The 19,933-nt window shown below is 61.7% G+C and carries 30 protein-coding genes; 3 read left to right on the top strand and 27 right to left on the bottom strand.

Annotation, left to right across the window (positions count from 1 at the left end):
- Positions 1-5 precede the first annotated feature (5 nt).
- Positions 6-656, top strand: a complete 651-nt coding sequence (locus C7T36_RS03740) for a TetR/AcrR family transcriptional regulator (RefSeq protein WP_045070810.1) — start codon at positions 6-8, stop codon at positions 654-656.
- On the opposite strand, the gene eccB is transcribed toward C7T36_RS03740, so the two are convergent.
- A complete protein-coding gene (gene eccB, locus C7T36_RS03745; protein WP_045070812.1) occupies positions 649-2,112 on the bottom strand; it encodes a type VII secretion protein EccB in 1,464 nt (487 codons plus the stop codon). The two genes, C7T36_RS03740 and eccB, sit on opposite strands and share 8 nt — an antisense overlap.
- Before the next feature lie 62 nt (positions 2,113-2,174).
- Between eccB and eccE the strand changes: the two genes are divergently transcribed.
- Complete coding sequence (eccE, locus tag C7T36_RS03750; protein ID WP_045070815.1) at positions 2,175-3,818, top strand: type VII secretion protein EccE; 1,644 nt, start codon at positions 2,175-2,177, stop codon at positions 3,816-3,818.
- A gap of 5 nt (positions 3,819-3,823) precedes the next feature.
- Here the strand turns inward: eccE and C7T36_RS03755 are convergent, their stop codons facing one another.
- Both C7T36_RS03755 and C7T36_RS03760 read right to left on the bottom strand, forming a co-directional pair.
- Positions 3,824-4,381: an NADPH-dependent FMN reductase gene (locus tag C7T36_RS03755; protein WP_045070816.1), complete on the bottom strand. Its 558-nt coding sequence runs from the start codon at positions 4,379-4,381 to the stop codon at positions 3,824-3,826.
- Positions 4,378-4,971 carry a TetR/AcrR family transcriptional regulator gene (locus tag C7T36_RS03760; protein ID WP_045070819.1) on the bottom strand — a complete coding sequence of 198 codons (594 nt, stop codon included), beginning with the start codon at positions 4,969-4,971 and terminating at the stop codon, positions 4,378-4,380. The genes C7T36_RS03755 and C7T36_RS03760 overlap by 4 nt, the downstream gene beginning before the upstream one ends.
- A gap of 57 nt (positions 4,972-5,028) precedes the next feature.
- Between C7T36_RS03760 and C7T36_RS03765 the strand changes: the two genes are divergently transcribed.
- The gene (locus C7T36_RS03765) at positions 5,029-6,171 is read left to right on the top strand and encodes an acyl-CoA dehydrogenase family protein (RefSeq protein ID WP_033231358.1); all 1,143 of its coding nucleotides are present in this window, start codon (positions 5,029-5,031) and stop codon (positions 6,169-6,171) included.
- Positions 6,172-6,241: 70 nt separating this feature from the next.
- Here the strand turns inward: C7T36_RS03765 and truA are convergent, their stop codons facing one another.
- The 24 genes from truA to rplP all read right to left on the bottom strand — a co-directional run bounded on the left by truA (position 6,242) and on the right by rplP (position 19,930).
- The gene (truA, locus tag C7T36_RS03770) at positions 6,242-7,126 is read right to left on the bottom strand and encodes a tRNA pseudouridine(38-40) synthase TruA (RefSeq protein ID WP_033231359.1); all 885 of its coding nucleotides are present in this window, start codon (positions 7,124-7,126) and stop codon (positions 6,242-6,244) included.
- 5 nt (positions 7,127-7,131) lie between these two features.
- Entirely contained in the window at positions 7,132-7,680 is a 549-nt protein-coding gene (gene rplQ / locus C7T36_RS03775; RefSeq protein ID WP_033231360.1) for a 50S ribosomal protein L17, read from the bottom strand.
- Between the two features lie 29 nt (positions 7,681-7,709).
- The gene (locus C7T36_RS03780; protein ID WP_033231361.1) at positions 7,710-8,771 is read right to left on the bottom strand and encodes a DNA-directed RNA polymerase subunit alpha; all 1,062 of its coding nucleotides are present in this window, start codon (positions 8,769-8,771) and stop codon (positions 7,710-7,712) included.
- A 119-nt stretch (positions 8,772-8,890) separates the two neighbouring features.
- Entirely contained in the window at positions 8,891-9,496 is a 606-nt protein-coding gene (gene rpsD, locus C7T36_RS03785; protein ID WP_033231362.1) for a 30S ribosomal protein S4, read from the bottom strand.
- 24 nt (positions 9,497-9,520) lie between these two features.
- Positions 9,521-9,934 (bottom strand): 30S ribosomal protein S11, encoded by a 414-nt coding sequence (gene rpsK / locus C7T36_RS03790; protein ID WP_003940683.1) that lies wholly within the window; start codon positions 9,932-9,934, stop codon positions 9,521-9,523.
- Complete coding sequence (gene rpsM, locus C7T36_RS03795; RefSeq protein WP_033231363.1) at positions 9,934-10,308, bottom strand: 30S ribosomal protein S13; 375 nt, start codon at positions 10,306-10,308, stop codon at positions 9,934-9,936. Before rpsM ends, rpsK begins: the two co-directional genes overlap by 1 nt.
- Before the next feature lie 249 nt (positions 10,309-10,557).
- Entirely contained in the window at positions 10,558-10,671 is a 114-nt protein-coding gene (gene rpmJ / locus C7T36_RS03800) for a 50S ribosomal protein L36 (RefSeq protein ID WP_003938068.1), read from the bottom strand.
- Between the two features lie 90 nt (positions 10,672-10,761).
- Positions 10,762-10,983 (bottom strand): translation initiation factor IF-1, encoded by a 222-nt coding sequence (infA, locus tag C7T36_RS03805; protein WP_003418601.1) that lies wholly within the window; start codon positions 10,981-10,983, stop codon positions 10,762-10,764.
- A 355-nt stretch (positions 10,984-11,338) separates the two neighbouring features.
- A complete protein-coding gene (gene map / locus C7T36_RS03810; RefSeq protein WP_033231364.1) occupies positions 11,339-12,136 on the bottom strand; it encodes a type I methionyl aminopeptidase in 798 nt (265 codons plus the stop codon).
- Positions 12,136-12,681 carry an adenylate kinase gene (locus C7T36_RS03815; protein WP_045070823.1) on the bottom strand — a complete coding sequence of 182 codons (546 nt, stop codon included), beginning with the start codon at positions 12,679-12,681 and terminating at the stop codon, positions 12,136-12,138. Before C7T36_RS03815 ends, map begins: the two co-directional genes overlap by 1 nt.
- Positions 12,678-13,997: a preprotein translocase subunit SecY gene (gene secY, locus C7T36_RS03820; RefSeq protein ID WP_033231366.1), complete on the bottom strand. Its 1,320-nt coding sequence runs from the start codon at positions 13,995-13,997 to the stop codon at positions 12,678-12,680. Before secY ends, C7T36_RS03815 begins: the two co-directional genes overlap by 4 nt.
- Positions 13,998-14,236: 239 nt before the next feature.
- Complete coding sequence (rplO, locus tag C7T36_RS03825; RefSeq protein ID WP_033231367.1) at positions 14,237-14,680, bottom strand: 50S ribosomal protein L15; 444 nt, start codon at positions 14,678-14,680, stop codon at positions 14,237-14,239.
- A 2-nt stretch (positions 14,681-14,682) separates the two neighbouring features.
- A complete protein-coding gene (gene rpmD, locus C7T36_RS03830) occupies positions 14,683-14,862 on the bottom strand; it encodes a 50S ribosomal protein L30 (RefSeq protein WP_003940751.1) in 180 nt (59 codons plus the stop codon).
- A complete protein-coding gene (rpsE, locus tag C7T36_RS03835) occupies positions 14,862-15,533 on the bottom strand; it encodes a 30S ribosomal protein S5 (RefSeq protein ID WP_033231368.1) in 672 nt (223 codons plus the stop codon). Before rpsE ends, rpmD begins: the two co-directional genes overlap by 1 nt.
- 31 nt (positions 15,534-15,564) lie before the next feature.
- On the bottom strand, positions 15,565-15,972 hold the full coding sequence (gene rplR / locus C7T36_RS03840; RefSeq protein WP_033231369.1) for a 50S ribosomal protein L18: 408 nt from the start codon (positions 15,970-15,972) through the stop codon (positions 15,565-15,567).
- Position 15,973: 1 nt separating this feature from the next.
- Positions 15,974-16,513, bottom strand: a complete 540-nt coding sequence (gene rplF / locus C7T36_RS03845) for a 50S ribosomal protein L6 (RefSeq protein ID WP_033231370.1) — start codon at positions 16,511-16,513, stop codon at positions 15,974-15,976.
- A gap of 15 nt (positions 16,514-16,528) precedes the next feature.
- A complete protein-coding gene (gene rpsH, locus C7T36_RS03850; RefSeq protein WP_033231371.1) occupies positions 16,529-16,927 on the bottom strand; it encodes a 30S ribosomal protein S8 in 399 nt (132 codons plus the stop codon).
- A 301-nt stretch (positions 16,928-17,228) separates the two neighbouring features.
- Positions 17,229-17,414, bottom strand: a complete 186-nt coding sequence (locus C7T36_RS03855) for a type Z 30S ribosomal protein S14 (protein WP_033231372.1) — start codon at positions 17,412-17,414, stop codon at positions 17,229-17,231.
- A 4-nt stretch (positions 17,415-17,418) separates the two neighbouring features.
- Positions 17,419-17,985 (bottom strand): 50S ribosomal protein L5, encoded by a 567-nt coding sequence (gene rplE / locus C7T36_RS03860; RefSeq protein WP_033231373.1) that lies wholly within the window; start codon positions 17,983-17,985, stop codon positions 17,419-17,421.
- A 1-nt stretch (position 17,986) separates the two neighbouring features.
- Positions 17,987-18,304, bottom strand: a complete 318-nt coding sequence (rplX, locus tag C7T36_RS03865) for a 50S ribosomal protein L24 (protein WP_033231374.1) — start codon at positions 18,302-18,304, stop codon at positions 17,987-17,989.
- Complete coding sequence (gene rplN, locus C7T36_RS03870) at positions 18,304-18,672, bottom strand: 50S ribosomal protein L14 (protein ID WP_003940951.1); 369 nt, start codon at positions 18,670-18,672, stop codon at positions 18,304-18,306. Before rplN ends, rplX begins: the two co-directional genes overlap by 1 nt.
- Positions 18,673-18,999: 327 nt before the next feature.
- Complete coding sequence (gene rpsQ / locus C7T36_RS03875) at positions 19,000-19,281, bottom strand: 30S ribosomal protein S17 (protein WP_003941020.1); 282 nt, start codon at positions 19,279-19,281, stop codon at positions 19,000-19,002.
- The gene (gene rpmC, locus C7T36_RS03880) at positions 19,278-19,514 is read right to left on the bottom strand and encodes a 50S ribosomal protein L29 (RefSeq protein ID WP_033231375.1); all 237 of its coding nucleotides are present in this window, start codon (positions 19,512-19,514) and stop codon (positions 19,278-19,280) included. The genes rpsQ and rpmC overlap by 4 nt, the downstream gene beginning before the upstream one ends.
- Positions 19,514-19,930, bottom strand: a complete 417-nt coding sequence (gene rplP / locus C7T36_RS03885; RefSeq protein ID WP_003940899.1) for a 50S ribosomal protein L16 — start codon at positions 19,928-19,930, stop codon at positions 19,514-19,516. The genes rpmC and rplP overlap by 1 nt, the downstream gene beginning before the upstream one ends.
- Positions 19,931-19,933 lie beyond the last annotated feature (3 nt).

Below are 19,933 nucleotides of genomic sequence, written 5' to 3' on the forward strand. Positions count from 1 at the left end.
GAAGCATGGGACAACACGGAGATCGGGTGCGGCAGTCATTGCTGGACTCGGCAGAGGAACTCTTTGCCACCCACGGCATCGACGCGGTGTCGAACCGTCACATCGCCGAACACGCAGGCAACGCCAATCACTCCGCCGTGGCCTATCACTTCGGCGGACGCGACGAACTCATCCGCGCTTTGTTGGAGCGTCACGCGACCGAGACCAAGCTGCGCCGCACACAACTCGTCGCCGTCTTGGGCGAGAACCCCGATCTCCGAGACTTGTTGAGCTGCCTCATCCTTCCGTGGACCGATCAGCTCGCATCGATGCCGCGGCCAAGCTGGCGGGCACGCCTGCTCCAACAATTGAGGTCAGTGCCATCCGGAATGGAACTCATCTCCATGATGTCGGACCCGCTGGAAGACGACCTCATCCAGCAAACGAGGGCTTTCCTCGCGGACGTGCCACCACCCGTACTGGCCGGCAGGGCCTGGATCATGGGTCGCATGGTCACGGACGTCTGCGCCCGGTACGAGTCACTGGTTCAGCAAGACTCGATCGACCCCGACTGGACGGGCTTGGCCTACTTCATCATCGACGCGGCCGTTGGCATACTTTCGGCCCCCGTCACCAGCGTCGGGGACTTTCTCAGCGCACGCACGAGCGCTAATTGACCGGCGCCGCCGGAAACGGGTCTGGCGTCATTCCGTCATGTGCAACAAGGGCATTCGATTTGTCGAGTGACGGTCCCGAAGCCAACAACTCCAACATTTGCCAAGGCGCGCGATCCGGAGGTCTCGAGAGTCCGAGCGCCTTCGCCGAATCTTCATTCGGCACTCCGTATTTCACGCCGGTATCGGCAACATAGAACACGCTGTCGCGCCGAGTGCTCTCGGTCTCGATCCCGGTCGCCTGAACAAATCCCCCCATACCCGGCGCGACGTAGGCAAAATCCAACCGATCCCCCGACCCGTCGGCCTGCGCCAGCGCAACCACCCTGGCGTCAGCGGCGATCGGCAGGTCGCTACCCACGAGCACACTCACGCTCGCGGAGCTACGCTGCGCTGCAACCGAGGCCGGATCCGGTTTCCAGACAAGACAACTGACCGGAGCTACGTCTTCGTTCACCACGGTCGGAGCCAGCGCCGGGAGTGCGGCCGTGGCAAATTCGTTCACCGAGGGAATGCGATTGATCGCATCCGGCGTCACAGTGGCCATTCCCGAGTCACCTTGAGAGTCGGAGAAGTAGATCAGTTGCGCCACAGCTGAACTGACCTTCTGTATACCGTCCTCGAGAACGACGTAGTACATCATCTCGGAGCCCGTGGAGACTTGAACAACGGATCCGACTGTTTTGTCCGCCAACGGATACTGCGGCACTGTGCCAAGACCACGAATGGCCGGAGCCTGTAGCCGCGGAACCTCCGGGATCGCATTGAGCATGCCGACGCTGATCGGCCGCGGCTCGATTCCTTCAAGTCCCAATGCCCGCGTGATCGCCGGATCACCGATGTCGACAGCAGCCCGTCTCCCGTCGTAGACGAGAAAATGATCAGCACCCGAACGCACGAGAAGCGCGTGATCGGAAGGCAAGTACGACGCGACTTCCCGCAACTTCGGCTCGCCGACCAGCACCGTCGAGGCCACGGACCGATTGCCGTCGGCGCCTACGGTGTCACACACCGCCCAAGGCGCATTTGTCGGATCTGCCGCCTCCGGTAGTGCCGACGGCCCACCTGGTATCCCGACCAGCGCTCCCCTAGGCTTGCCATCGATTTCGGATTCCTTCACGATCGAAGGCTTGTCAGGAGAACCGATGATCAACCTCGCAGATGCAAGGTTGAGAACCGGGTGAAATGTGCCCTCCATTGCGACAAACATTGCACCCGAGTCTTTTCCGACCACGATGGCTGCATCGGCAATCTTGTCCTGAGGCCGGAAAAGCGCAAGCACACCACACCCCGCAAGACCCAACGACGCCAGCACGATACCGACGATCAAGGCCCGCGATTGCGATCGCATCGGGTCGTGCAGCATCCGCGCATCCCGCCTGACCAGTGCATGTTCCATGCGCCGAACCAGGAAGCGGTATCCGTTGACCTGCCACCGAGTTGTAGGTGTAGCAGCCATATTTCCCCCCGTACCTGTCATCCCCTGAGATGACACAGTACAGTTCCCCCGGGGGTGGAACCGTGGACAGATCACGTTTGAAGTACTGGCCGTCGTCGCACAGGATCTCGGCGCGCGAGGTCGTCAGTGCACAGGCCGTGGGTATCAGCGCAGCGTGTCTCGCCCTGTTTGCCGGACTCGAATTGCGGTGGGCAATCGCGATCGCAGCCGCCGTCGCGGTGATCCTGCTGCTGCATATCGGCGGTCGATCGATCACGACGTGGATTCGGACCGCCGTTCGATACATGCGACGGTGCCAGACCTCCAGCGGTACCATCGTGAGCTTCCAGACGCCCAGCGAGCAATCCATCGGCCTACGCGTCGACGGTTCGACGCTGGTGAGCGTCGTCGAGATCATGGCGCCGCACGACTATCTGACCCGAATCGGCCGAACGTCATTCGACGCGTCCCATGCCCTTCCCACTGCGGAACTCGCAGATTGCCTTCACCAACACGACATTTCGCTCACCGGGATCGACATCGTCAGCCACGGTTTTCGGGTGGCGTCCGGAACACCGGCAACCGAGGTGTACGACCGTCTGATCGGCCCGCTACCCGCTACGGCCACCAGAATCGTCTGGCTTGCACTACGATTCGACCGAATCGCAGGCTCCGATGCCGTCGACCGCCGCGGTGGTGGCGGCGACGGAGCGGCGCGCAGCATCTCCGTCGCAACAAGCCGAGTGGTGCGGGTTCTCGAAGCTGCCGGCGCACGGGCACGCATCTTGACAGCACCCGAGATCTCCTCGTCGATCGCACAGGTCAGTCGCGGTGTGGAAGTCGCAGACGTGGCCGAAACATGGCGTTCCACACCACTTCCCGGTGTATCGAATCTCGGTTACGGAATCGAGCCGAAGGCAATTACCAAAGGCAGTCTCGCGCAGGTATGGGCGGCCGCGACACTGGGCACCTCGGTCACCGTTCGGCTCCGGCCACGTCCCGAAACCGGACTGACGGCAGTGAGCGCCACCTGTCGATTCACGACTCGGCATCTCCCGAAAGCAGCCCCGGTCGCCGGGCTGGTATCCATGCGTGGCCGTCAACGCGATGCCCTGCTGACCAACGTGCCGACCGCGCTCACCTCGCTCGACGCCATCTCGCCTACCCGAACGATGGACGCTGCCGACCTGACTGCGCTCGAGCTCCCACTGGCGGGATGCGGACAACTCCTCGGATCCGACGATCGAGGCCAAGGCGTTGCTGCCCTCGTTGCGGGGACCGGCGTGAATACCGTCTTCGTGGCCGGGGAACTCTATCTCGCCCAACAATTGATCTTCCGTGCCGTCGCCACCGGGACCCGGGTTCTGATCCACACGGATCGGCCCGAGACCTGGACACCCTTGATCGACTCGATGGGTGTCCCCGATCGCCTCCGAGTTTCCGGCCACGGGCAAGGACCGGAAGGAACCTTCAATGCCGTTGTCTTCGACGGTGTTCGAGCTCTTCCCCCGCGCGCCGGTGTCACCGCGGTCTACGTGTACGGCGACCCGGCGCAGTGGCCTGAGATCGAACGCGATCTCACGATCGTCCAGCCGAATGCCCTCGGCGATAGGATTGTCGTCGCGACCGACAAGACAAGCGTCGAACTCACGCTGGTGACCATCGCCGCCGAAACATCCTTCATCGGACGACCGCGCGCAGGGGCCGAGTTCCCGGTGTCACCGTAGCGGAGTCATCCGGGATACGCCTTCCGGCCGCGATGCTCGCGCAGTCCTCTTCCCCACCAGTCCAATTGACCGATCATCCGGTCGGCGGCATCGGTTGCGATAGCGTCCACAGTAGGATTTGGTGACCGGAATTGCTTGCGGGCCTGGTGAATACTCACGCTTTGACGCACGGAGACCATGTGCAGTTCGGCAACAACCTGCCGCAATTGTTCCGTCGCACGCAACCCTCCCGACACTCCTCCGTACGACACGAAACCGATCGGTTTCGCGCGCCATTCGTGTTTCACCGAATCGAGTGCCGTCTTCAGAGCAGCAGAATATCCATGGTTGTATTCGGGTGTGACCGCAACAACAGCGTCGGCGCCCTCGATGCGTCGACGCAATTCCTCGGCGGCCTCCGACGGCGAGAAATCGGTTGGAAGCATCAATTCGGCGAGGTCGATGACCGAGACAGACCAATTCGGTTGATTCACGGCGCGCGCAACAAACCAATCGGCGACAGCCAAGCCGATTCGTCCCTCGCGCACGGAACCGACAATTACCTCGACGAACAGATCGGTCATGTCGTTGATGGTAACGGCGCGCCCGTCGCAGCAATCCCGGTGGTGATGAGGGCGGCAAGTTCGCGGTACGCCTGCGCGTCGTCCAGTCCGGTCGCCTTGTAGACGTCACGTTGCTGTATGCGCACCATCGTGTTCGAGGCTGCGTCAGCGACGAACGACGCGTGTACTTCGCGAAACGCGCCGGCCTCCACACCTCGAACAATCATCTCGCGTACCCGACTCGCAGCGATCGACGTGTTCTTCTCGTACACCTGACGCGCCGACGTGGACGCCGCGAGGTCCTCCATGAACTGGTGCGATGCGGCGGAAAGCTGATCGCCGACGGCCTCGAGGTACGCGCTCACTTGCTGCAACGGATCCGCATGAGCTGCAACCGCGTCTTCGACGGCATCGGTCGCGGTACGAAAGAAATGGACCGTGACGGCGCGCACGAGATCGTCCTTGCCGGCTGCGACGGTGTACAGGGTGCTCTTGGAGCAATGCAGGCGCGCGGCGATCTCGTCGAGAGTGAGATGCGCGAATCCTTCGTCGAGAAAAAGCGCAACCAACTGATCGAATAGCTGCACTCTGCGTGCCGTCACTCTTGCCATACTGAAAACAGTACTGCAGTATCGTTGTCAGTACTACTACAGAAACAGGAGTCGACAGTGCCGGTCGAACGTCTGATGCCCAGCCAAGAAGCTCGCGATCTCATCGAACTGACCCGAGACGTGGCAGACAAGGTCCTCGCCCCCAAGGTCAACGAGTACGAGAAGGCCGAGAAGTACCCGGATGGAGTCTTCCCCGCTCTCGGACAAGCCGGGCTCCTGAGCTTGCCGTACCCCGAGGAGTTCGGCGGCGGCGATCAGCCGTACGAGGTCTACTTGCAAGTTCTCGAAGAGATCGCCTCACGGTGGGCTGCAGTTGCCGTCGCAGTGAGCGTTCACAGCCTCTCCTGCTTCCCACTCTTCACCTTCGGCACCGACGAACAGAAGAACAAGTGGCTGCCGGACATGCTGGGCGGCAACACCATCGGCGCCTACAGCCTCTCCGAATCCCAGGCGGGATCCGACGCAGCAGCGTTGTCCTGCAAGGCTGCACCCGTCGACGGTGGATACCGCATCAACGGCAGCAAAGCCTGGATCACGAACGGCGGCAAGGCAGACTTCTACAACCTCTTCGCCCGCACCAGCGACGACGGCTCACGCGGCATCTCCTGCCTCCTGGTGGACAAGGACACCGAGGGCCTCAGCTTCGGTAAGCCCGAGGAAAAGATGGGACTGCGCGCTGTTCCCACCGCCTCTGCGAACTACGACGACGCCTTCATCCCGGACGAGCGCCTCATCGGCCAGCGCGGTCAGGGACTTCCCATCGCATTCAGCGCCCTCGACTCCGGTCGGTTGGGAATTGCGGCCGTTGCCGTCGGCATCGCCCAGGGCGCACTCGACGACGCGGTTGCCTACGCCAAGGAACGCAAGGCTTTCGGCAAGCGGATCATCGACCATCAGGGCCTCGGCTTTGTGCTCGCCGACATGGCCGCAGCCGTCGACTCCGCTCGTGCCACGTACCTCGATGCGGCCCGTCGCCGCGACGCCGGAGTGCCGTACTCCCGCAACGCCAGCGTCGCCAAGCTCATTGCCACAGACGCCGCGATGAAGGTCACGACCGACGCCGTGCAGGTATTCGGCGGCTACGGGTACACCCAGGACTTCCCGGTCGAGCGGTACATGCGTGAAGCCAAAATCACTCAGATCTTCGAGGGCACCAACCAGATTCAGCGTCTGGTCATCGCGCGCCAATTGGCGGGATAGCCGGATACGACATTGCCCTCCCACAGTGGTGGGAGGGCAATGGTGGGAGGGCAATGTCGCATGAGCGCCTTCAGTCGCCGCAGCAACCGCCGGCCGACGGCAATTCGCGGGTCTCACGGGTAATCGCGTTGCGGGCCGCCAACTCCGAATAATCCGGGTAATCGACTCGCACCAACGACAAACCATGGGCCGGTGCCACCAGGATGGAACTCGACCGTGAGGATTCGTCGAGCAACCCGGCAAGCCAATCCGACGTACGACGCCCCTCACCGACGGACAGCACGGCGCCGACAAGACTCCGCACCATCGACCAACAAAACGCGTCGGCATTCACGTAGGCCGTGAACACTGTGCCCTCTTGTGTCCAGTCGAACCGCTGAAGTTCGCGTACGGTCGTCGCTCCTTCGCGGCGCTTGCAAAACGCGGCAAAGTCATGAAGTCCCAAGAGTCGCTGCGACGCTTCCTGCATCGCGGCCAGATCAAGAGCCTTCGGGTAGGAAACCATGTCACGCACACGAAGCGGTTCGACACCGAACATCGCGTTGGACACCCGGTACTCGTAATAGCGTCGCATCGCAGAGAAACGCGCGTCGAAATCAGCCGGGACGACGGAAATACTCTTGACTCGAACATCTTTCGGCAGGAACCGAGCGAGCCGCCGAACCAATCGCGACGGATCGTCCGGCAGGAGATCAGCCGGCACGTCGACGTGCGCAACCTGACCACTCGCATGGACGCCGGCATCCGTCCGACCGGCGACGGTCAACTGAACGGGTTGCCGTAGAACAGTTCCCAGTTTGTCTTCGATCTCACCGCACACCGTGCGTAGATCGGTCTGCCTGGCCCAACCAGAGAAGTCGGTGCCGTCATAAGAGATATCGAGCCGCAATCGAACGAGCCCGCCGTCCCCGAGGGGGGCGGCGGGCTCGTTCGATTCAGCGTGTGCTGAAACCAAGGGAACTAGTCCTTCTTGGCCTCGGGGGCGTCGGCCGCAGTTGCGGTCTCGTCCTCGATAGCTTCGACAACTGCATCAGCGTTCTCGACCTCAGCCTCGGTCGCGTCGGCCTCTACGGCCTCGACGACGTTCTCTGCGGCGGGAGCATCCTGCGAAGCCTTGACGCGACGTGCGCGGTCAGCCTCGGAGGTGACGGTCTTTTCCTTGACGAGCTCGATGATTGCCATCGGCGCGTTGTCGCCCTTGCGGGGGATCGTCTTGATGATGCGGGTGTATCCACCGTTACGGTCCGCGTAGAACGGGCCGATCTCGGCGAACAGGGTGTGAACGACATCCTTGTTACGGATGACCTTCAGCACCTCACGACGGTGAGCCAGCGTGCCGGCCTTCGCGTGCGTGACGAGCTTCTCGGCGTACGGGCGCAGTGCCTTGGCCTTGGACTCGGTGGTGGTGATACGACCGTGCTCGAAGAGCGCGGTAGCCAGATTGGCGAAAATCGCCTTCTGGTGGGAAGCCGACCCGCCGAAGCGGGCACCCTTCTTGGGCTTGGGCATGATGATCTCCTAGTAAAGGACCTGAGCTGCTACAGCTGTTCGGTCTCGGCGTAGTCCTCGGTACCGTCGGCATCGCCGAAGGAACCGGCATCGGTGTCACTCCACGTTCCGGTGGCGGCGTCGTAGCCTGCAACGGTCGTGGGATCGAAGGATGCGGGGCTGTCCTTGAGGGACAGGCCGAGCGAATGCAGCTTGACCTTGACCTCGTCGATGGACTTCTGTCCGAAGTTGCGGATGTCGAGCAGATCGGACTCGGTACGGCCGACAAGCTCACCGACGGTGTGAACACCTTCGCGCTTGAGGCAGTTGTAGGAACGGACCGTGAGGTCCAGATCCTCGATGGGGAGTCCGAAGGAAGCGATGTGATCGGCCTCGGCGGGCGAGGGTCCGATCTCGATGCCTTCTGCTTCGACGTTCAGCTCACGGGCCAGGCCGAAGAGCTCAACCAGGGTCTTGCCCGCAGAAGCGAGCGCGTCCCGTGCGGTGATGGAGTTCTTCGTTTCCACGTCGAGAACGAGCCGATCGAAGTCGGTGCGCTGTTCGACGCGAGTGGCCTCCACCTTGTAGGTGACCTTGAGCACCGGCGAGTAGATCGAGTCGACCGGAATGCGGCCGATCTCTGCGCCGGACGCCTTGTTCTGGACGGCGGGGACATAGCCACGACCGCGCTCGACTACGAGCTCGATCTCCAGCTTGCCCTTGTCGTTCAGGGTGGCGATGTGCAGATCAGGGTTGTTCACGATGACGCCGGCCGGGGGCACGATGTCGCCTGCGGTAACAGCGCCGGGGCCCTGCTTGCGGACGTACATGGTGACCGGCTCGTCCTCTTCGGAGCTCACGACGAGGCCCTTGAGGTTCAGGATGATGTCAGTGACGTCTTCCTTCACTCCGGGGACCGTGGTGAACTCGTGGAGAACGCCGTCGATGCGGATGCTGGTGACAGCAGCGCCGGGGATCGACGAGAGCAGCGTGCGGCGCAGCGAATTGCCGAGCGTGTACCCGAAACCTGGCTCCAGGGGCTCGATGACGAACTTCGAGCGGTTATCAGCGATGACCTCTTCGGTCAACGTGGGTCGCTGAGAAATGAGCATGGTATTTCCTCCTGTACGGACGTCCACTATTTGACGCCCACGATGGGAAAGGGCCTGCGACCCCGTGCGCCTTTCCGGTAGTCGGAACTACCGGAAAGGCGCACAGGGCGCGGAGCACCTTACTTCGAGTAGTACTCGACGATGAGCTGTTCCTGCAGAGCAATGTCGATCTGCGCACGCTCGGGAAGCTGGTGAACCAGGATCCGCAGACGCGAGCCGACAACCTGCAGCCACGCGGGAACCGGGCGATCGCCAACGGTCTCACGGGCAACCTGGAACGGAAGCGTTGCGAGCGACTTCTCCTTGACATCGATGATGTCGTACTGCGAGACGCGGTAGCTCGGGATGTCGACCTTCTTGTTGTTCACGAGAAGGTGACCGTGCGTGACCAGCTGACGTGCCTGACGGCGCGTGCGAGCGAGGCCTGCGCGGTACACGACGTTGTCGAGACGCGACTCCAGGATGGTGAGCAGGTTCTCGCCGGTCTTACCGGGGCGGTTGTTCGCCTCCTTGTAGTACAGACGGAACTGCTTCTCCATGACGCCGTAGGTGAAGCGAGCCTTCTGCTTCTCCTGCAGCTGGAGCAGGTACTCGCTCTCCTTGATACGCGCGCGGCCGTGCTGTCCGGGCGGGTACGGGCGACGCTCGAATGCCTGGTCGCCTCCAACGAGGTCGACGCGCAGACGACGCGACTTGCGGGTGATGGGTCCGGTATAACGTGCCATGATTTTCTACCTATTCCTTCCCGCTTATACCCGACGCCGCTTGGGCGGACGGCAGCCGTTGTGCGGCTGGGGAGTTACATCGGAAATGGTGCCGACCTCGAGGCCTGCGGCCTGGAGCGAACGAATCGCGGTCTCGCGACCCGAACCCGGTCCCTTGACGAAGACGTCAACCTTCTTGACACCATGCTCCTGCGCCTTGCGGGCAGCGCTCTCAGCAGCAAGCTGAGCGGCGAAGGGCGTCGACTTACGCGAACCCTTGAAGCCGACGTGTCCCGAGGACGCCCAGGAAATGACATTTCCGGCCGGGTCCGTGATGGACACGATGGTGTTGTTGAAGGTGCTCTTGATGTGAGCGGCGCCGTGCGGGATGTTCTTCTTATCCCTGCGACGCGTCTTCTGGGTCTTCTTCGGACCGGTGCTACGTGACTTCGGGGGCATTACTTCGCCTTCTTCTTGCCGGCAATGGTGCGCTTCGGACCCTTACGGGTACGGGCGTTGGTCTTGGTGCGCTGACCACGCACGGGCAGACCACGACGGTGGCGCAGGCCCTGGTAGCAGCCGATCTCGATCTTGCGACGGATGTCGGCCTGAACCTCGCGGCGAAGGTCACCCTCAACCTTGAGCGACTCCTCGATGTACTCGCGGAGCTTTGCCAGGTCCTCGTCCGAGAGGTCCTTGCTCCGGAGATCCGGGTTGACGCCGGTGGCGTCAAGGATTTCCTTGGAGCGGGTACGGCCGATGCCGTAGATGTATGTCAGTGCGATCTCCATGCGCTTTTCGCGAGGAAGATCAACACCAGAGAGACGTGCCATGTTGGCATTTCCTATCGGTGTGCGGAGGTCTGCTCCCAGCCCATCCCCTGTGCCTCTTGCCGAGTAACCACGTCCGAGAACGTGGCTGGTCTCATCAACTAACTCAGTGGGGCCCCGGCCTCCGTGCCGGGGGTGAACCATTGTCCGACCCTGTCGATCGGTAAACGATCGCGTGGGGTCTCGTCAACAATGGCTGGTACTGGAAGGTCTTCTTTGCTTGTTGCCAAGCAGATCTTCGAAAAGCTAGATCTAGCCCTGACGCTGCTTGTGACGCAGGTTCTCGCAGATCACCATGACCCGACCGTTACGGCGGATCACTTTGCACTTTTCGCAGATCTTCTTGACGCTCGGCTGAACCTTCACGTCTTCTGATCTCCTGTTTTGTCGCAGCCTGCCAAAGCGAACCCCGGCAGACGTACTTCTCCCTGACCCAGGTCAGATCCGGGAAGTTCGTTACTTGTAGCGGTAAACGATGCGTCCGCGCGACAAATCGTAGGGCGAGAGCTCTACGACAACGCGATCTTCCGGGAGGATGCGAATGTAGTGCTGACGCATCTTTCCGCTGATGTGGGCGAGGACCTTGTGGCCATTCTCGAGCTCAATGCGGAACATCGCATTGGGCAGCGGCTCGACTACTCGTCCTTCGACCTCGATGGCCCCGTCTTTCTTAGCCATATCCTCCGCGATCCGTTTGGTTTGGCATGCTTCGTGCATCGGCTTCCGTTACATTGGCACGCAATGGTTTCTTCATCGACATGATTTTTACATCGACTCGGTGCGTTGTTCCCCGTAGCGGCAGTCCTACACACACAAGCTGTCGACACGCATGGCGCACCGCCTAGCTATGTTACGCGAAGAGAACGACCAGGCCAAATGCGCCTCCCCTACGGCAGCGCATCTGGGCGGCAATCCATGCCTCCGCGGCCACCGAACCAGCAACCGAAAAAGTCCCGACCCCTTGCGGGACCGGGACTTCTCGAAGAGCGAATCACTCTTGCTGTCAACACTTGTCGAGCGTTGGAGCCGAAAACTACTCCGGTCGCAGCGTCAGAATTCGCGGGCCGTCCGCCGTGACAGCAACAGTGTGCTCCCAGTGAGCAGCACGCGAACCGTCGGTGGTCACCACAGTCCAGTCGTCATCGAGAATCACGGTATCCGTGGTCCCGAGCGTCAACATCGGCTCGATTGCCAGGCAAGATCCGATCACCAACTCGGGCCCCTTGCCCGGGGCACCTTCGTTGGCCAGGAACGGATCCATGTGCATCTCACGGCCGATACCGTGACCGCCGTAGCCGTCGACGATTCCGTATGAACGGCCGTGTAGCTTCTCGGCGGCCTGGGTGCCGAGCTCGATGGCGTGCGAAACGTCTGTCAGACGGTTGCCTGCGATCATCGCCGCAATGCCGGCTTCCATGGACAATCGAGTTGCTTCGCTCAGATCCTGATCGGCTGCACTTATCTCACCGACACCGAACGTCCACGCGGAGTCTCCGTGCCAACCCTCGAGGATCGCGCCGCAGTCGATGGACACCAGGTCACCCTCGGCGAGGACGTCCTGCGCCGACGGGATTCCGTGAACAACCCGGTCGTTGACCGAAGAACAGATCGAACCGGTGAAACCGTTGTAGCCGAGGAAGGACGGCACCGCACCCGCATCGCGGATGACAGATTCGGCGACCGCATCCAATTCCAGGGTGCTGACACCGGGCTTTGCCGCAGCGCGTACCGCCACCAACGCCGAACCCACGATTGCGCCGGCCGCAGCCATTGCGTCGAGTTCGCCCGCGGAGCGGAACGGAACAACCTTGCGTTTACGCCCGAAAACCATTACTTACCCAGCGCTGCCAGTGCGCGAGCGTTGACTTCTTCGACCTCGCCGATCGCGTCGACGGAGACGATGCTGCCCTTGTAGTAGTCGAACAGCGGCGACGTCTCGTCGCGGTAGACCCGGAGGCGGTTGCGAATCACGTCCTCGGTGTCGTCTGCTCGGCCACGGGCGAGCATTCGCTCCACCACGATGTCCTCGTCGACGACGAAGGAAAGCACACCGTCGAGCTTCGTATCGAGATCCTTCAGGATGCCTTCGAGGGCTTCCGCCTGATCGACCGAGCGCGGGAATCCGTCGAGCAGGAATCCGTTGGCGGCGTCCGGCTCGGCAACGCGTGCCTTCACCATGTCATTGGTGATCGAGCTGGGAACAAGCTCACCGGCGTCGATGAACTTCTTCGCTTCCACGCCGAGCGGGGTGGACTGACCGATGTTGGCTCGGAAGAGGTCACCCGTCGAGATATGGGGAACACCGAACTTCTCGGACAGGATCGCGGCCTGGGTGCCCTTGCCGGCACCGGGAGGACCAAGGAGGACAAGTCTCACTTGAGGAACCCTTCATAGTTGCGCTGCATTAGCTGACTCTCGATCTGCTTCACGGTGTCCAGACCGACGCTGACCATGATCAGCACCGCGGTGCCACCGAACGGCAGGTTCTGCGCGCCGCCGCCGTTCCCGATGTCGAGGAACAGATTGGGCAGAACAGCAATGGTGCCAAGGTAGATCGCACCCGGAAGGGTGATGCGACTCAGCACGTAGTTGAGATAGTCCGCGGTCGGCTGACCGGGACGGATACCTGGAATGAATCCACCGAACTTCTTCATCTCGTCGGCGCGCTCTTCTGGATTGAAGGTGATCGCGACGTAGAAGTACGTGAAGAACACGATAAGACCGAAGTAGATCAGGATGTACACCGGGTTGGCGGGATTGACCAAGTAGGTGTTGATGATTCGCTGCCACCAACTGGGGTCGACCGCAGTGCTGGCCGACGTGAGCTGCGCAATCAGGTTGGGCAGGTACAGCAGCGACGACGCGAAGATCACCGGGATGACACCGGCCTGGTTGACCTTGAGCGGCAGGTACGTCGACGAGCCGCCGTACATCTTGCGTCCCACCATGCGCTTGGCGTACTGGACGGGAATTCGACGCTGGCCCTGCTCGACGAAGACGACGCCGGCAATGATCAAGAGCGCTGCAAAGCAGACGAGTGCAAAGACGAGGCCACCACGGCTGTCCAGAATGGCCTTGCCTTCGGACGGGATACGCGAGGCGATACCGGCGAAGATGAGGAGCGACATGCCGTTACCGACGCCCCGTTCGGTGATGAGCTCACCGAACCACATGACGAGTGCGGCGCCGGCCGTCATGACCAGGACAAGAATGATCAAGCCGAAGATCGACTTGTCGGCGATGATGTCGTCACAGCCTTGCAGTAGCTGTCCCCTAGCTGCGAGCGCAACGATGCCCGTCGACTGAAGCACAGCCAAAGCGATGGAGAGATAGCGCGTGTACTGCGTCATCTTGGCCTGACCCGACTGGCCCTCCTTGCGAAGTTCCTCGAACTTCGGGATGACCACGGTCAGCAGCTGAACGATAATGCTGGCGGTGATGTACGGCATGATGCCGATCGCAAACACCGACAACTGGAGTAGCGCACCACCGGAGAACAAGTTGATCAGCGAGTAGATGCCCGCCGAGTCACCAGAGTTAGCTATGTCGATGCACTCACGCACTCTGGCGTAGTCGACACCAGGTGACGGAAGCACTGCGCCGACCCGGTAGAGGGCTACCAGGCCGAGGGTGAATAGGATCTTCCGCCTCAGGTCGGGTGTCCTGAGGGCCGAAACGAAGGCGGAAAGCAAAGATCCTCCTGGCACGACGGTTGGGGGCAGATCTTTTGACCTGCCGAACTTCAGAACTCTAACAGTCAATTTATGGGAACTAAACGAGCCGACCACGAAACTCGGGTAAGCCGAAGATACAACCAGTGTGCCTGACCCGGTCGACGGGGCCACACTTTCGGGACGAACAGCACAGACGCCGATGGCCGCAGCACAGCAAATGCTGCGCTGCGGCCATCGGACTAGCTACGCGTGATTACTCACAGCTCGGTGGCGGAACCACCGGCAGCAGCAATCTTTTCCTTGGCGGAACCGGTGAACTTGTCGACGGTCACCTGAACGGCAACAGTCAGTTCGCCGTCGCCCAGAACCTTGACGAGCTGGTTCTTGCGGACTGCGCCCTTGGCAACGAGATCCTCGACCGAGATTGCTCCACCTTCGGGGAACAGACGGGCGATGTCGCCGACATTGACGACCTGGTACTCGGTGCGGAAGGGGTTCTTGAAGCCCTTGAGCTTGGGCAGACGCATGTGAAGCGGCATCTGTCCACCCTCGAAGCCCACGCGCACGGTGTTACGTGCCTTGGTGCCCTTGGTACCGCGACCTGCGGTCTTACCACGCTTGCCGCCCTCGCCGCGTCCAACACGAATCTTGTTGGACTTGGATCCGGGAGCGGGGCGCAGGTGGTGCAGTTTGATGGTCATGGTTAGACCTCCTCAACTGTTACGAGGTGGCGCACCACGTTGATCAGACCGCGGTTCTGTGCGTTGTCCTCACGAACAACGGTCTGACGGATGCCCTTGAGACCGAGCGTGCGCAGAGAATCCTTCTGGTTCTGCTTGGTCCCGATGATGCTCTTGATCTGAGTGACCTTGAGATCTGCCATTACTTCACACTCCCAGCAGCCTGTGCGCGTGCGCGCAGCATGCCGGCGGGTGCAACCTCTTCGAGGGTGAGGCCGCGGCGAGCCGCAACTTCCTCGGGACGCTGCAGACCCTTGAGCGCGGCAACGGTCGCGTGCACGACGTTGATGGCGTTGTCGCTACCGAGCGACTTCGACAGGATGTCCGCGATACCAGCGCACTCCAGCACGGCACGCACCGCGCCACCGGCGATAACACCGGTACCGGGGCTTGCCGGGCGAAGCATGACGATGCCGGCAGCAGCCTCACCCTGAACGGGGTGAGTGATGGTGTTGCCGATCATCGGGACGCGGAAGAAGCTCTTGCGAGCCTCCTCGACACCCTTCTGGATGGCCGCGGGAACTTCCTTGGCCTTGCCGTAGCCGACGCCGACCAGTCCGTTGCCGTCTCCGACGATCACGAGAGCGGTGAAGCTGAAGCGACGACCACCCTTGACGACCTTGGAGACGCGGTTGATCGTGACAACGCGCTCGATGAACTGTGACTTCTCCGCAGCGTTTCCGCCACGGCCACCGTCGCGACGGTCACGGCCGCCACCACGGTTGTCCCCACGAGCGTTGCTGTTGTCGCCGCTGTTGGGGCCATTCTGTCCGGCGGGTCCGCTTCCGCCGTCACGCCTTTGACGTCCCGGCATCAGGCTGTCCTTCCGTTGAAAATGTTGGTCATCAGAACTTCAACCCGCCTTCGCGAGCTGCGTCTGCCAAGGCCGCGATGCGACCGTGGTAGCCGTGTCCGCCGTGGTCGAAGACCACTGCTTCCACGCCGGCAGCCTTTGCGCGCTCGGCGATCAGCTGACCGACCTTCGCGCTCGCAGCCTTCTTGTCGCCTTCGGCCACGCGCACGTCGGCTTCGATGGTCGACGCAGCAGCCAGAGTGTGGCCTGCCAGGTCGTCCACGAGCTGGACGTGGATGTGGCGTGAGGACCGGTTGACGACCAAGCGGGGACGCTCGGGCGTGCCGGAGACCTTCTTGCGGAGACGGAAGTGACGACGTGTCTTCGAGAGACGACGCTTCGTGGACGCATCCTTGCCGAGCGGAATCCGCTTGGCTTTCTGGTTTGCAGTCTGGCTCATATCACTTACCCGTCTTTCCGACCTTGCGGCGGATCTGCTCACCCTCGTAACGCACGCCCTTACCCTTGTACGGGTCCGGACGACGGAGACGACGGATGTTGGCCGAGATCTGCCCGACCTTCTGCTTGTCGATGCCGGACACCGAGAACCGGGTGGGCGACTCGACGACGAAGGTGATGCCTTCGGGAGCCTCGATCGGGACCGGGTGGCTGAAGCCGAGCGCGAACTCGAGGTCCTTGCCCTTCAGCGCCACGCGGTAACCGACACCGTGGATTTCCATCTTCTTGGTGTAACCCTCGGTGACACCGGTGATGATGTTCGCAACCAAGGTCCGCGACAGACCGTGCAGCGCACGGCTGCGACGCTCGTCGTCGGGGCGAGTGACGCTCAGGGAGCCGTCCTCAGCCTTGGCGATCTCGATGGGCTCGGCGATCGTCAGTGCCAGGGTGCCCTTGGGCCCCTTGACCGTGACGTCCTGGCCGGCGATCGTAACGTCGACGCCCGCGGGGACGTTGACCGGAATCTTTCCAATACGCGACATTGTGGTGGCCTCCCTCTACCAGACGTAGGCGAGGACTTCCCCGCCTACTCCTTGATTGGCCGCCTGGCGATCGGTGAGCAGACCGGACGACGTGGAGATGATCGCCACGCCGAGGCCTCCGAGGACCTTGGGCAGGTTGGTGGACTTCGCGTAAACCCGGAGACCGGGCTTGGAAACGCGACGCACGCCGGCGAGGCTACGCTCGCGGCTGGGGCCGTACTTCAGATCGACGACGAGGGTCTTGCCGACCTCGGCGTCTTCGGTACGGAAGTCGGAGATGTAGCCCTCGCGCTTGAGGATCTCGGCAATGTTCGCCTTGATCTTCGAGTGGGGAAGCTTCACCTCATCGTGGTACGCCGTGTTGGCGTTGCGCAGACGCGTCAAGAAGTCTGCGATGGGGTCAGTCATGGTCATAGGTCGACCTCGACACCTTTCTCGCTGTGGTTCCCATGCAACACCGGACGAGTCCGGTCGTGGGCCTCCAGCAATTCGGCTGGGCCGTCCGACTTATGTCAGACGGCGTAAGTTACCGCACCGAGCTGAACGCATGCGTCAGCCACGGCAACCGCTCTAGTGTAGGGAACTTTGGCCGTCCTGTCCAAACAGCGCGTCCCCATATCTGGGAAATACCCGATAAATGCCGAATGGGCGTGGATTCCCGAAGGAACCCACGCCCATTCACAAGCGTGAAGTGACAAGACCCGAAGGTCTCAGATCACCAGGAGCTCTTGCGAACTCCGGGAAGCTCGCCGGCGTGTGCCATCTCGCGCAAGCAGATTCGGCACAGGCCGAACTTGCGGAACACAGCGTGCGGGCGACCGCAGCGCTGGCAGCGGGTGTAGGCGCGAACCGCGAACTTGGGCTTCTTGTTGGCCTTGTTGACCAATGCCTTCTTAGCCATGCGCTCAGTTCTCCTTGAACGGGAAGCCGAGGTGCTTGAGCAGTGCACGGCCTTCTTCGTTGTTGGTTGCGGTGGTCACGACGGTGATGTCCATACCGCGGGGGCGATCGATCTTGTCCACGTCGATCTCATGGAACATCGACTGCTCGTTGAGGCCGAACGTGTAGTTGCCGTTGCCGTCGAACTGGTTGCCCGAGAGACCGCGGAAGTCGCGGATACGGGGCAGCGCGACAGACACGAGGCGGTCCAGGAACTCCCACATACGGTCTCCACGGAGGGTGACGCGTGCGCCGATGGGCATGCCTTCGCGAAGCTTGAACTGCGCGATGGACTTACGTGCCTTACGGATCTCGGGCTTCTGGCCCGTGATGAGAGACAAGTCGTGGACAGCGCCGTTGATCAGCTTGGCGTCACGGGCAGCGTCGCCGACGCCCATGTTGACGACAACCTTGACAACACCGGGGATCTGCATGACGTTGGCGTAGTCGAACTCGCTGTTGAGCGCGTCCTTGATCTCAGCGCGGTAGCGTGCCTTGAGGCGCGGCTGGACCTTGTTTTCGGTGGAGGTCATGTCAGATGTCCTTCCCGTTCTTCCGGGAAACCCGAACGCGCTTGCCGGTCTCTTCATCGGTGCGGTAGCCCACGCGAGTGGGGTTTCCGTCCGAGTCGACGACTGCAACGTTGGATACGTGGATCGGAGCTTCCTGCGTGACGATGCCGCCGGAGGATGCTCCGCGCTCGTTCGCGGAAACCGCGGTGTGCTTCTTGATTCGGTTCACGCCTTCGACGAGGACCTTGTCGGTCGCGGGGAAAGCCTGAATGACCTTGCCCTTCGCGCCCTTGTCCTTACCGGCGATGACCAGAACGGTGTCACCCTTGTGCACCTTCATCACAGCACCTCCGGGGCGAGCGAAACGATCTTCATGAACTTCTTCTCGCGCAGCTCACGGCCGACGGGTCCGAAGATGCGGGTTCCACGGGGATCGCTGTCAGCCTTGATGAGCACTGCTGCGTTCTCGTCGAACTTGATGTAGGAACCGTCCGGACGACGGCGCTCCTTGGTCGTGCGAACGATGACGGCCTTGACGACCTCACCCTTCTTGATGTTTCCACCGGGGATTGCGTCCTTGACGGTGGCGACGATGACGTCACCGATCCCGGCGTAGCGACGTGACGAACCGCCGAGAACGCGGATGCAAAGGATTTCCTTGGCACCCGTGTTATCAGCGACGCGAACTCGCGACTCCTGCTGAATCACTTGATCTCCCTAGACCTGGAATTTCGTGCGCAACGGATTACCGACCCGGTGCGCGCGGTCATTGTTGCCACCTGCGTCGTGTCTGAGCTGCTGCCCCACCGAAGTTCATCGATGAAGGCGATCACTGCAAGCACCGGTCGAGCTGCGCACGTGAAGACACACCTCTGCCACAGGCAACCGTTCTATTGTAGGGAAGGGTTCACCGATTACCAAATCTGCGCACCTTGCCCACCATCTGCATTCCTGACCGAAAGCCGAATGGCCCACTCCCCCAACGGGAAGCGGGCCATTCGGTTGTGCTCGATCAGCTCGAGATCACGATCAGGCTTACTTGGCCTTTTCGAGGACCTCGACCAGACGCCAGTGCTTCGTCGCGGACAGCGGACGGGTTTCCATCAGCTGAACGCGGTCGCCGACGCCGGCAACGCCGTTCTCGTCATGCGCCTTCACCTTGGTCGTACGGCGGATGATCTTGCCGTAGAGCTTGTGCTTGACGCGGTCTTCGAGCTCGACCACGATCGTCTTTTCCATCTTGTCGGAAACTACGTATCCGACACGGACCTTACGGCTCGCGCGCTCTTCTGTGCTCACTGCTTTTTCCTCACTCATGCCGCGTCACCTGCATCCGGACCCACAGCGAGTCCGAGCTCACGCTCACGCAGGACGGTGTAGATGCGCGCGATCTCGTGACGAACGGTGCGCAGTCGTCGGTTGTTGTCCATCTGGCCTGTGGCCATCTGGAAACGAAGGTTGAAAAGTTCTTCCTTCGCTTCGCGGAGCCGGGTGACCAGCTCGTCTTCACTGAGCTCGCGGAGCTCTGCTGCTGGGGTTCCAGTAGCCATCAGAACTGCTCCTCTCTGGTCACGATCCGGCACTTGCACGGGAGCTTGTGCATCGCGCGGCGCAGGGCCTCACGAGCGATCTCCTCGTTGGGGTATGTCATCTCGAACAGAACGCGTCCGGGCTTGACGTTGGCAATCCACCACTCGGGCGAACCCTTACCGGAACCCATTCGGGTTTCGGCCGGCTTCTTCGTGAGGGGGCGATCCGGGAAGATGTTGATCCAGATCTTGCCGCCACGCTTGATGTGCCGAGTCATGGCGATACGAGCGGACTCGATCTGCCGGTTGGTGATGTAGGCAGGCTCGAGAGCCTGGATGCCGTAGTCACCGAATGTCACCTGGGTACCGCCCTTGGCGGCACCCGAACGGCTCGGGTGGTGCTGCTTGCGGTGCTTGACCCGCCTAGGGATCAACATGCG

It is taken from the genome of Rhodococcus sp. AD45-ID (assembly GCF_003023755.1).
In the GTDB taxonomy this organism is placed as follows: Bacteria; Actinomycetota; Actinomycetes; order Mycobacteriales; family Mycobacteriaceae; genus Rhodococcus_F; species Rhodococcus_F globerula.

Coding starts and splice junctions, on each gene's coding strand:
- C7T36_RS03740 (WP_045070810.1), top strand. CDS start 6: ATGGGACAACACGGAGATCGGGTGCGGCAGTCATTGCTGGACTCGGCA.
- eccB (WP_045070812.1), bottom strand. CDS start 2,112: ATGGCTGCTACACCTACAACTCGGTGGCAGGTCAACGGATACCGCTTC.
- C7T36_RS03755 (WP_045070816.1), bottom strand. CDS start 4,381: ATGACCGATCTGTTCGTCGAGGTAATTGTCGGTTCCGTGCGCGAGGGA.
- C7T36_RS03760 (WP_045070819.1), bottom strand. CDS start 4,971: ATGGCAAGAGTGACGGCACGCAGAGTGCAGCTATTCGATCAGTTGGTT.
- rplQ (WP_033231360.1), bottom strand. CDS start 7,680: ATGCCCAAGCCCAAGAAGGGTGCCCGCTTCGGCGGGTCGGCTTCCCAC.
- C7T36_RS03780 (WP_033231361.1), bottom strand. CDS start 8,771: ATGCTCATTTCTCAGCGACCCACGTTGACCGAAGAGGTCATCGCTGAT.
- rpsD (WP_033231362.1), bottom strand. CDS start 9,496: ATGGCACGTTATACCGGACCCATCACCCGCAAGTCGCGTCGTCTGCGC.
- rpsK (WP_003940683.1), bottom strand. CDS start 9,934: ATGCCCCCGAAGTCACGTAGCACCGGTCCGAAGAAGACCCAGAAGACG.
- rpsM (WP_033231363.1), bottom strand. CDS start 10,308: ATGGCACGTCTCTCTGGTGTTGATCTTCCTCGCGAAAAGCGCATGGAG.
- infA (WP_003418601.1), bottom strand. CDS start 10,983: ATGGCTAAGAAAGACGGGGCCATCGAGGTCGAAGGACGAGTAGTCGAG.
- map (WP_033231364.1), bottom strand. CDS start 12,136: ATGGTTTTCGGGCGTAAACGCAAGGTTGTTCCGTTCCGCTCCGCGGGC.
- rplO (WP_033231367.1), bottom strand. CDS start 14,680: ATGACCATCAAACTGCACCACCTGCGCCCCGCTCCCGGATCCAAGTCC.
- rpmD (WP_003940751.1), bottom strand. CDS start 14,862: ATGGCAGATCTCAAGGTCACTCAGATCAAGAGCATCATCGGGACCAAG.
- rpsE (WP_033231368.1), bottom strand. CDS start 15,533: ATGCCGGGACGTCAAAGGCGTGACGGCGGAAGCGGACCCGCCGGACAG.
- rplR (WP_033231369.1), bottom strand. CDS start 15,972: ATGAGCCAGACTGCAAACCAGAAAGCCAAGCGGATTCCGCTCGGCAAG.
- rplF (WP_033231370.1), bottom strand. CDS start 16,513: ATGTCGCGTATTGGAAAGATTCCGGTCAACGTCCCCGCGGGCGTCGAC.
- rpsH (WP_033231371.1), bottom strand. CDS start 16,927: ATGACCATGACTGACCCCATCGCAGACTTCTTGACGCGTCTGCGCAAC.
- C7T36_RS03855 (WP_033231372.1), bottom strand. CDS start 17,414: ATGGCTAAGAAGGCATTGGTCAACAAGGCCAACAAGAAGCCCAAGTTC.
- rplE (WP_033231373.1), bottom strand. CDS start 17,985: ATGACCTCCACCGAAAACAAGGTCCAGCCGCGCCTCAAGGCACGCTAC.
- rplX (WP_033231374.1), bottom strand. CDS start 18,304: ATGAAGGTGCACAAGGGTGACACCGTTCTGGTCATCGCCGGTAAGGAC.
- rpsQ (WP_003941020.1), bottom strand. CDS start 19,281: ATGAGTGAGGAAAAAGCAGTGAGCACAGAAGAGCGCGCGAGCCGTAAG.
- rpmC (WP_033231375.1), bottom strand. CDS start 19,514: ATGGCTACTGGAACCCCAGCAGCAGAGCTCCGCGAGCTCAGTGAAGAC.
- rplP (WP_003940899.1), bottom strand. CDS start 19,930: ATGTTGATCCCTAGGCGGGTCAAGCACCGCAAGCAGCACCACCCGAGC.